This is a genomic window from Bacillus cereus group sp. BfR-BA-01355, assembly GCF_022663675.1.
Taxonomy (GTDB): Bacteria; Bacillota; Bacilli; order Bacillales; family Bacillaceae_G; genus Bacillus_A; species Bacillus_A thuringiensis_S.
The window spans coordinates 19,333-29,262 of record NZ_JAKUFY010000067.1; the positions used below are offsets into that span (position 1 = coordinate 19,333).

The window sequence follows — 9,930 nt, forward strand, 5'->3', positions numbered from 1 at the left end:
TCTTATGTAATTCCTTCACAATCAGTCTTTATTATATCCCCTTTTCCTTCTCTCATGTTGTACTTTGCCTCAAATAAAGATAAGGCATACGCTAAACAAGTTTCATCATATTTCATAACTTCCTCCTCTGTTTTTAACATAACGATCCCCCTTATTTTCCGGTACTTATAAGTCTCCACTTTACGTAATACACCTGTATAACATAAGAATGTCATATATTCAGTAACTGCTACTTTCCATATATGCTTTGAAAAGTACGGGAGCATACGCCTTTTCGTATACTTTTTTACATAACTACACACATATTGAAGAGAAATACACTCTCCTACTGCAAGCTCCCCTATACACTTCATATATAGAAAAGCTTGCCATATAAATGGGTTTGTTTGAAAAGCAAATCCAGAAGGGAGTGGAACACCAATTTCAGAAGGAAAGCTCGCTGGGGTACATTTAAATTGATATAAGAGGCGTAATAGTGACTTATAATTATAATTCCAAATAGGCAAAGCATTTTTTCGAAAATAGTCCTTTCGTTGCTTCCATTCTCGGTCTAATATTTCTTTTTGGAAAGGAACAGGGGAAAAGAGTAGTTCAAAAGTAGTAGTTTCAGTTGGTAAATATATAGTATGTGAGAAAGAGACGCTTGTAGAAAAAGAAGTGAGAAACGCGCATTTCATAAATGATTTTTGTTTGGAACAGAAGAAAATAAGAAATGGTTGAGGATAAGATTGTAAGGAGAAAGCCATAAGTGAGGAAAATTTCATCCAATATGCAGATTGCTTTTTCAATTGATTTCCACCAATGATCCAAATGACCTGTATACCCGCTCGCCAATACGAATAGGTTCGTTTGTACAGCTGCTCTATAGAAAGATTTGCGCATTGGTATTCAATCGCAATTTTTCTCCCTGCTCTCTCTATAAAAATATCTGGTCGTTGCTGAATCTGGGGCAGATAATGCTCTATATCTACATGAAAGTTTTGACGTTCGAACCACCTATATAACAATTCTTTACCGTGCCTATGATACATAGATTCCGCTTCATAAAAGGCAAGACATGAATCCACTTTTTTATGAGCAAAATGCCAACTTTTTTGTTTCCCTAATTTCATTTGTACTTCCTTTCCACAAGCTACACAAAAGAATCGTTCCTGTTGACGCATACGGCGCAAAAGCTCTTCATTACAATTGTAGAGTAAATGAATTTTTTCTCCGTTTTCTCTTTTAGCTATAAATATCGTAATCACATCCTTTCAGCTCTTTACATTCTACAATTTATTACAAATTCCTTTAAAAAAAGAGATGTCCCAATTTCGGACATCTCTTTTTATAATAAAGGGGATAATAACCGGTACGTTGATTCAACAATTCGTCTATGAAGACGCCTTTTATGAAAATGATCGACATGAATTTCACTTGATTCTTCTAAATCATCTTTAAAGTCTTGAACAAGTCTTTTAATGCTATCTGTATCATATAAAAAGGCATTTACTTCAAAATTCAAATGAAAACTTCTCATATCCATATTAGCTGTCCCAATTGAAGCTAAATCAGAATCGACAATGACAACTTTACTATGGAGAAAACCTTTTTCATACTCATATATCTTTACCCCTGCATCTAAAAGCTCTGGGAAGTACGATCTCGATGCGTAAAAGACAGTACGCTTATCAGGCTTACTCGGCATTAACAAACGAACATCAATACCAGCAAGCGCAGCTACCTTTAATGCGGATAAAATATCATCATCCGGAATAAAATACGGCGTTGCAATCCAAATAGATTTCCGAGCAGAAGCGATCATTGCAAAATATAAATGCTTAATCGTTTCCCACTTATTATCAGGGCCGCCTGCAACGAGCTGCACGCCTCCCCAATGATCACCCTCAACTGCTTTTGCTTGTAAATATTCAGGAGCTAGCACAGCCTCTCCAGTCATATAAAACCAATCTTGAAGGAAAATAAGCTGTAAACTTTGAACCGCTTCACCACGTAAATACAAATGCGTGTCTCGCCAAAAGCCAAAATATTTACTTTTCCCTAAATACTCATCACCGATATTTAATCCGCCTACAAACCCTTCGTTCCCATCAATCACAACAATTTTCCTATGATTTCGATAATTAATCTTATCGTTTAAAATCGGAAAGCGCACAGGAAAAAACGGAATCATTTCAACACCTGCATCGTTTAATTCTTCAATATACGATTTTGATAACTTAAAACTTCCAACCGCATCATATAAAAAACGAACAACAACGCCTTCTTTTGATTTTTGTATTAAAATATCTTTAATTTCTGTTCCTAATTTATCATCACGCACAATGTAATATTCCATATGAATGTGATGTTTTGCTCGTTTTAATCCATCTAAAATGGCCTGAAACGTTTCATCTCCATTTGTTAATGTCCTCGTTTCAGTTTGAAATGAAATATTTAAAGCGCCTAAGCGATCCGCTAAACGAAATAACAGCTCTTGATGCTTATGATTGCGTAAAATTCTTTCTTCGTAATCTTCATGCCCTTTATATTGTAAAAACGCCTGTTCATCAAGTAACGCCTTCTTTTGAAACATTCTTTTTCTCCGAAAATTTTGTCCAAATAATAAATAAGCAAAGAAGCCAAATACCGGAAAAATCCCTAACACAATTAACCATGTAAGTGTTTTAGATGGGTGGCGATTTTCTAAGAAAATAACGCAACCAATTAAAAACGCAGATACTGTAAATAAAATACTAATAATACCTAAAATCGAAACATCTTTTATCCCAATCACATCTGAATAAAATGCTACATCAATAAACATACGTAACGAAACAAATAATGCGAACAATAGCAGGATAAAGAAAATCAGCTTTAACGTATTTTTCATCTCTTACCTCCTAACTAAGAAAGCTTTCCTATTCTTCATATAAAAAGCCGATTTCATACTACAGAAATCGGCCTACGTTTTAGCAGGAAAATTATTGCGAATCGTTTCAAGCGCATGCTCTTTCACAATTTGTTTTCCATACTCACTTACACGATGAATTGTTAAAGTTGATTCTTCCCCATATTCTAAAATAATACTTAAAATACGATCGATTTCTTCTTCATCATGTAGCACTTCATCGAATTCCACATATACATAATAGCGGTTCTCAAATGAATACAGCTCATCTTTTATATCTTCAAAGATAAGACGATGACTTAATGAAATGACATCTTCAAAATCATTAAATTTAATTAAAAAGCCAAACGTACCATCTTCATTAAAGTTTGTTCCTGTTTGTTCTTCTACCTCTTCGACTAACTCTTGTTGGAATAATGATTCGATGCCTTCATCTAGAGGAATATCTATAATTTTGTCTACCCCTATCGGTAGTTCCAGCTTTTGTCCGTCCTTTGAAAGCTCTGCTTTCGTGACAAGTACTTCAATCCCTTTATCGACTGCTTGCACTTGAATCCATAACGGCCCATCAATAAAGAAATCGTCATGATCACGAGCTTCGTCCATCATCTCCCAAAAGAGCTCTTCACTTCGTTCGCGATCATACCAAATTTCTTCACGATTAAATCCTCTATCCTCTATATCAATGTACGTAATAAAAAATTTCATCGTATGATCATTAATTCTTTCAATATCCAAAATACAACTCTCCCTTCCTGCTTAGAATTGTTATGAAGGGATTCCCCACTCATATGACAAATCAATAGATTCTTGTACTCTCATTTTATGATAAGATTCTCCAGAATGGAAATAAAATCGATTTATTTTACAAAAATAGTTATATGCCTATCTTTACTCGATCAACTACATAAATATATTATTATAGCGATTTCTTACTTACAAAAAATTTGGACATACATTTCCACATTCCCCCGTACACTTTAATAAAGTGAAACTTCTATTGGAAGAGATTATTTAACAACAACTTTCTTCATCACATACATACAGTTCGCTTATTAAAACATCATAAATGGAGGCAGACGAATGGACTTAGAGTTTTTAACATCCGTACTAATGATTGTCGGTATCGATGTTGTATTAGGTGGTGACAATGCAATTGTCATCGCACTAGCTAGCCGAAATTTACCTGAATCGAAACGAAATAAAGCTATTTTGATTGGTACTCTTTTAGCAATCGTACTAAGAATTGCCCTTACTATATTAGCTGTCTATTTACTCGACATTCCATTTCTACAACTGATTGGCGGGGTTTTACTTACATTAATTGCAGTCAATTTATTAACTGATAATAACAACGATCTTTCTGCTATTCAAGGAAAAACAACTTTATTCCAAGCTGTGCGGACAATTGTTTTCGCGGATCTCGTTATGGGGTTTGATAATGTTATTGCCATTGCAGGTGCAGCTCACGGGAGATTTTTACTCGTCATAATTGGCTTACTCATTTCTATCCCTATTATTATTTGGGGTAGCAAACTTATTTTAATACTTATGGAACGATTTCCATTCCTCATTTATTGCGGTGCAGCGATTCTTGCCTATACTGCAGGAAAAATGGTTACACATGAAGACAGACTTGCCACCTTTTTTCATAACAACCCAAGTTTCACTGCAAGCATTCCTTATTTGTTCATTTTCACTATTTTATGCATCGGCTTTATCGTACAACAAGTTCGATTACGCAATGTGAAACATTAAAAAAAACCTTCTACTATATAATAGGTAGAAGGTTTTCATATTATTATAATTAATTTACAAGACGTTGTGCTTCACGTAATTGGAACGTTCTTACTGTACGTGGTAAGAAACGGCGAATTTCGTCTTCGTTGTAACCAACTTGAAGGCGTTTCTCGTCAATCATAATTGGACGACGTAAAATCCCTGGATAGTCACGAATCATCTTATATAAATCTTGAAGTGGTAAAGATTCTAAGTTTACATTCAATTCTTGGAAAACTTTCGAACGAGTAGAAATAATCTCATCCGTTCCGCTTTCTGTCATACGTAAAATCTCTTTAATTTCCTCAATTGTTAATGGATCTGAGAAAATATTACGTTCTGTATAGGGAATATGATTTTCCTCTAGCCATAATTTCGCCTTTCTACAAGACGTACAGCTTGGAGAACTATATAATGTTACCATACAAAGCTCACTCTCCTTAAAGAGTACAAATTCTGTACTAAATACAGTTTTAATTTCTAACTTCAGCAATTTTTCGCGATAACTTGTCTTATTGAAAAGTACAAAAATCGCATTTCATGTAAGCAACAACTTATAATAAACAACAATTACTTTTAATAAGTAACTTCTATAATCATTATACAATAGATTTTGCAAGAAATATACAGTAAATTTCCTGCTAGTTGAGAAAACTCTTCCGTGTATTCCACTGCTATGTAACATGATTACGCTCAATTTATCTGTACTTGAACAATAACTTTCAACCCTTTCAATACTCATTCCCCCTAGATTTTTCATATAATATATAGTTATTTATCTATAATCTTCCCTATGAAAAAGAGAACGTTTTCTTACTTTTTCCTGATAAATCAATTAAGAAATGTAAGACTATACAAATGAGAATGAAAAGGAACATTTGTTCTTATTTTAACAAATATTCTCCCTCCTGTCCACACGATTTCTAAAGTAAATTATTTTTTTCTGACATTTCTTTCTTTTTTATTTTTTATCTCATACAATAAACATACAGACAGGCAAAGGGGGAGTTTGCAAATGATTGCTTTTTTTGTTGATTTTATTACGGTTGCTGCCCTCATCATCGGAATAACAGCATTGATTGGTGTCATTACAAATAGCATTGGCGAAAAGCTCTTTGGCGGAAAAGAAAAAATGAAGTTTGTTAACAAAAGTTTGGATGTACAATCCGGCTGGAATCAAGTTGGCGGAAAAGGCATTTATAAGAAACGCACGTATTAAAAAAAGCAGGTGGTTAGCCTGCTTTTTTTATTTCCCTACGGATGCCCATTTGAAGCTCACATCAGGGCCATATTTATGGTTGTACATATCTTTAATTGTTTCTCTTTGTAAGTATGCTCTACCACGTTGGTATACTGGAACAATCGCAGCGTCATCAAGTAACATTTTTTCTGCCTCAAGTAAGTTTTTCCAGCGAGCATTTACATCGCTTCCATCTTTTTTCGCTTTCATAATGATTTCATCGTATTTCGGATTAGAGTACTTCATCTTATTTTGTGACCCATCTGTTACAAACATATCAAGATATGTGATCGGATCTGGGAAGTCTGCCCCCCATCCAGAGAATGACATGACATAATCACCCGCATCTTCTAATTTCAACTTTTGTGCGAATGGTTGTTGTTTAATTTTCACTGTTAAGCCTGGTAAATTCTTTTCCAGTTCACCTTTTAAATATTCACCAGTTTTCTTAGATAATTCAACATCTTCATTTAATAACTCTAATTCAATTTCATTTTTTCCAAGCTCTTTTGTACCAGCTTCCCAATATTTTTTTGCTTCTTTCACATTTGGTTTTACAATATCACCATTTTCAGCACGGAAATCCTTTTTATCCGGACCTTTAATGAAGTTATCAGGAATTAATCCTGTTGCTGGCTTAGAACCGTTATTTAATAATGTATCAACGAACGGCTTACGATCAAAAGCAAGGGAAATTGCTTTACGAATATTTTTATTTGCTAAAGCTGGATCTTTTTGATTTAAGCGTAGGAAAAATACAGATGTCTCTTCTACTGTTTTGAAATCTGGTTTTCCTTTATATTTATCGATGAACTCTGCTAATAACGTCGCTCGATCGATTGCATTTGTTTCATATAAGTTAATTGGCGTAGATGTATCTTTTACAATATTAAAGTTTACTTCTTCAAGCTTCACTTCTTTATTGTCCCAATATGATGAGCTCTTTGTCATTTTAAAACTGCGTTCATGTTGCCAATCACTTAATGTAAATGGTCCGTTGTAAAGCGTTGTGTTCGCTTCCAAACCAAACTTCGCACCTTGCTCTTTCACAAATTTCTCATTTACAGGATAAAAGATTGGATATACCATTAAATCTACAAGATATGGAATAGAATTGTCTAATTCTACTTCTAATGTGTAATCATCAATTGCTTTTACACCTAATTGATCAGGACTCATCTCTTTTTTATTAATTTTCTCTGCATTTTTTATATCATACATAATGTATGCTGATTTCGCAGCTGTGTCTGGATTGATTGCTCTTTGCCATGCGTATACAAAATCTTTCGCCGTTAAAGGCTCACCGTTTGACCATTTCGCGTCTTCACGTAATTTAAATGTATATTTTTTACCGTCTTCTGACTTTTTAAATTCTTTTGCTACACCTGGAACTAACTTATCATCTTTTCCAAGGCGGTATAGACCTTCCATCGTGTTGTTCATTACTTTTGAAGAAACTGCGTCAGCTGATAATGCTGGGTCCATCGTTGGAATTTCTTGTGTTTCAATTAAATTAAGAACTTGCTTCGCACCGCTTTTCCCGCTATCCCCTTTTGCGTTTGCTTGCGGTTCATCTTTTTGGTAGCTACATGCCCCTAATATCATGCTCATTGCTACTGTTGATACTACAAAAACTGGTATCTTTTTTTTCATACTTCCACCCTCCAAAAAATGTTAGCCCTTTCATTTTCAAACAGAAAGAAATATATATATGTTCTAATAATTCATATTATACACACAAATATATTTTTTGTATATTTATATTTCTATTTCATTAAAATTTTCTGTTAAAAAATATATCTTTGTAAACGTTTTATATTGTCTATTTTCCTTACTAAAGTGCCAAAAATAATTATTTTTATATTATTCTAAATTATCAGAGAAAAATAAATTTTATATTTTATAATATTTTATGTATAATTATCCCACCCTTTTCAACATAAAATAGCAGGCCCTTCATATTAAAAATATATAGGCTAAAATGAGTGCAAAGGATAAGAAAGTATGTTACGATACATTTTGCTAAAAATAGATATCGGTAAAGAGGGGACGGACATGACAGCAATTCAGGCAAAAAATGGGCCGACAGAGAAATTAAGTTTATTCTTATTAACATGGCCTATTTTTCTAGAAGTTTTTCTTTTTATGTTGATGGGGATCGCTGATACTTTCATGTTAAGTGCATTATCAGACGATGCTGTATCTGGGGTTGGTGCAGCGAATCAATATCTCCATATTGCGATTTTGGTATTAGAAGTCATCGGGAACGGCGCTGCTATCGTTGTATCTCAATACCTCGGTTCCAGACGCTTTATGGAAGCATCTAAAATATCAGCATTAGCCGTCACATTAAATTTAATAGTTGGGCTCGTTATAAGCGCTGGTTTTCTTTTATTTTCGAAACATATGATGCTTGCAATGAACTTACAAGGCGATGTACTAACGTATGCGCAAAACTACTTATCTATCGTCGGAGGGGCAATCTTCCTGCAAGCTATCATTAACTCATTAGCCGCAATTATCCGTGTACACGGTTTTACAAAGCAAGCGATGTTTATTTCACTCGGAATGAATATTATTCATATCGCTGGAAACTACGTACTCATTTTCGGGAAATTTGGTTTCCCTGAGCTCGGTGTACAAGGGGCTGCAATTTCTTCCGCTATCAGTCGATTGATCGCACTTATTGTTTTCTTCTGGTTACTATATCGCGTTATGGAATATCGTGTGAAATTACAATATTACTTCACTTTATCCAAAGAATACATTGGAAAAATTTTAAAAATCGGCATTCCATCTGCATTTGAACAAGTGATGTATCAAGCTTGTCAAATCGTCTTCCTTTATTACGCAACGTACTTAGGAACGGAATCATTAGCGGCTAGACAATACGCTACTAACATTTCCATGTTCACTTATTTATTTGCAATTGCGATTGGTATGGGAACAGCCATTATTATTGGCCGCCTTGTTGGTGGTGGCGAAAAGGATGAAGCATACGAACGTTTGTGGAAAAGTGTAAAATGGGCGATTGGTGTAACTTTATGTATGGTCGCTCTCGTTATTACATTCCGTACACAATTAATGGGACTGTTTACAGATAATCCGCACATTATCGGGTTAGGCGCAAGTGTTCTTTTACTAAGTGTACTACTTGAAACGGGACGTACGATGAACATCGTCATCATTAATTCGCTTCGTGCAGCTGGTGATGCAAAATATCCTGTTTTAATCGGTGCATTTTCTATGGTGTTAATGAGTTTACCACTAGGTTACTTTTTCGCCTTTCATTTAGATATGGGGCTCGTGGGTATTTGGCTAGCGATCGCCATCGACGAATGGACACGTGCCATTATTATGTTCTTCCGCTGGAAAAGTAGAGCTTGGGAACGTTACGCACTAGTTAAACCTGAAGAACAAGAAGAGAGTATTTCTGTTCAAGTTTAGTAATTTTATATAGTAGAAAAAAGAGCCCTCCTTCCGCAATGGAAGAATGGCTCTTTTTTTATTGATAGATTTCTTTATATTTCTTATACTCTGCTTCAGAACATAGTACGAAATGTCCTGGACGAATTTCACGCATTGTTGGCACTTCGCTACCGTAATCATGCTGCGATGGATCGTATACGATACGTTTACGATTACGCTCATAATCTGGATCTGGTAGCGGAATTGCTGATAATAGTGATTTCGTATATGGATGAACTGGATTCGCATATAACTCTTCACTTGTTGTCAGTTCTACAATTTGACCACGGTACATTACGCCGATGCGGTCACTAATGTATTTTACCATCGATAAATCATGGGCAATGAATAAGTATGTTAAGCCTTTTTCTTTTTGTAACTTTTTCAGTAAGTTTACAACTTGCGCCTGAATCGATACGTCAAGTGCTGAGATCGGCTCATCGGCAATGATAAATTCTGGTTCTACAGCAAGCGCTCGAGCGATACCGATACGCTGACGTTGTCCACCTGAGAATTCGTGTGGGAAACGGTTTGCGTGCTCTTTATTTAAACC

Annotated in this window: 9 protein-coding genes; 3 read left to right on the top strand and 6 right to left on the bottom strand. The window is 34.9% G+C overall.

All coding sequences use genetic code 11. The features are described 5' to 3' along the window. Window positions 1-2: 2 nt before the first annotated feature. The 3 genes from MR167_RS20335 to mecA all read right to left on the bottom strand — a co-directional run bounded on the left by MR167_RS20335 (window position 3) and on the right by mecA (window position 3,628). Window positions 3-1,247, bottom strand: a complete 1,245-nt coding sequence (locus MR167_RS20335) for a competence protein CoiA (RefSeq protein ID WP_086398441.1) — start codon at window positions 1,245-1,247, stop codon at window positions 3-5. 80 nt (window positions 1,248-1,327) lie between these two features. After that, entirely contained in the window at window positions 1,328-2,872 is a 1,545-nt protein-coding gene (locus tag MR167_RS20340; RefSeq protein ID WP_000799189.1) for a cardiolipin synthase, read from the bottom strand. 72 nt (window positions 2,873-2,944) lie between these two features. Continuing rightward, complete coding sequence (mecA, locus tag MR167_RS20345; RefSeq protein ID WP_000350716.1) at window positions 2,945-3,628, bottom strand: adaptor protein MecA; 684 nt, start codon at window positions 3,626-3,628, stop codon at window positions 2,945-2,947. Window positions 3,629-3,973: 345 nt separating this feature from the next. Between mecA and MR167_RS20350 the strand changes: the two genes are divergently transcribed. Continuing rightward, window positions 3,974-4,648: a TerC family protein gene (locus tag MR167_RS20350; RefSeq protein ID WP_000362600.1), complete on the top strand. Its 675-nt coding sequence runs from the start codon at window positions 3,974-3,976 to the stop codon at window positions 4,646-4,648. A gap of 49 nt (window positions 4,649-4,697) precedes the next feature. Here MR167_RS20350 and spx read toward each other — a convergent pair whose 3' ends face one another. Further along, entirely contained in the window at window positions 4,698-5,093 is a 396-nt protein-coding gene (spx, locus tag MR167_RS20355) for a transcriptional regulator Spx (protein WP_000258267.1), read from the bottom strand. A gap of 591 nt (window positions 5,094-5,684) precedes the next feature. Between spx and MR167_RS20360 the strand changes: the two genes are divergently transcribed. After that, complete coding sequence (locus tag MR167_RS20360; protein ID WP_000559983.1) at window positions 5,685-5,888, top strand: hypothetical protein; 204 nt, start codon at window positions 5,685-5,687, stop codon at window positions 5,886-5,888. Window positions 5,889-5,915: 27 nt separating this feature from the next. On the opposite strand, the gene MR167_RS20365 is transcribed toward MR167_RS20360, so the two are convergent. Continuing rightward, the gene (locus tag MR167_RS20365; RefSeq protein WP_000727253.1) at window positions 5,916-7,562 is read right to left on the bottom strand and encodes a peptide ABC transporter substrate-binding protein; all 1,647 of its coding nucleotides are present in this window, start codon (window positions 7,560-7,562) and stop codon (window positions 5,916-5,918) included. Between the two features lie 351 nt (window positions 7,563-7,913). Here MR167_RS20365 and MR167_RS20370 point away from each other — a divergent pair, with 351 nt between their 5' ends. Beyond that, window positions 7,914-9,356, top strand: a complete 1,443-nt coding sequence (locus MR167_RS20370) for an MATE family efflux transporter (protein WP_003309213.1) — start codon at window positions 7,914-7,916, stop codon at window positions 9,354-9,356. 58 nt (window positions 9,357-9,414) lie between these two features. On the opposite strand, the gene MR167_RS20375 is transcribed toward MR167_RS20370, so the two are convergent. Then, window positions 9,415-9,930: ATP-binding cassette domain-containing protein (locus MR167_RS20375; RefSeq protein ID WP_242315332.1), on the bottom strand; the 516-nt coding region annotated here is incomplete at its 5' end.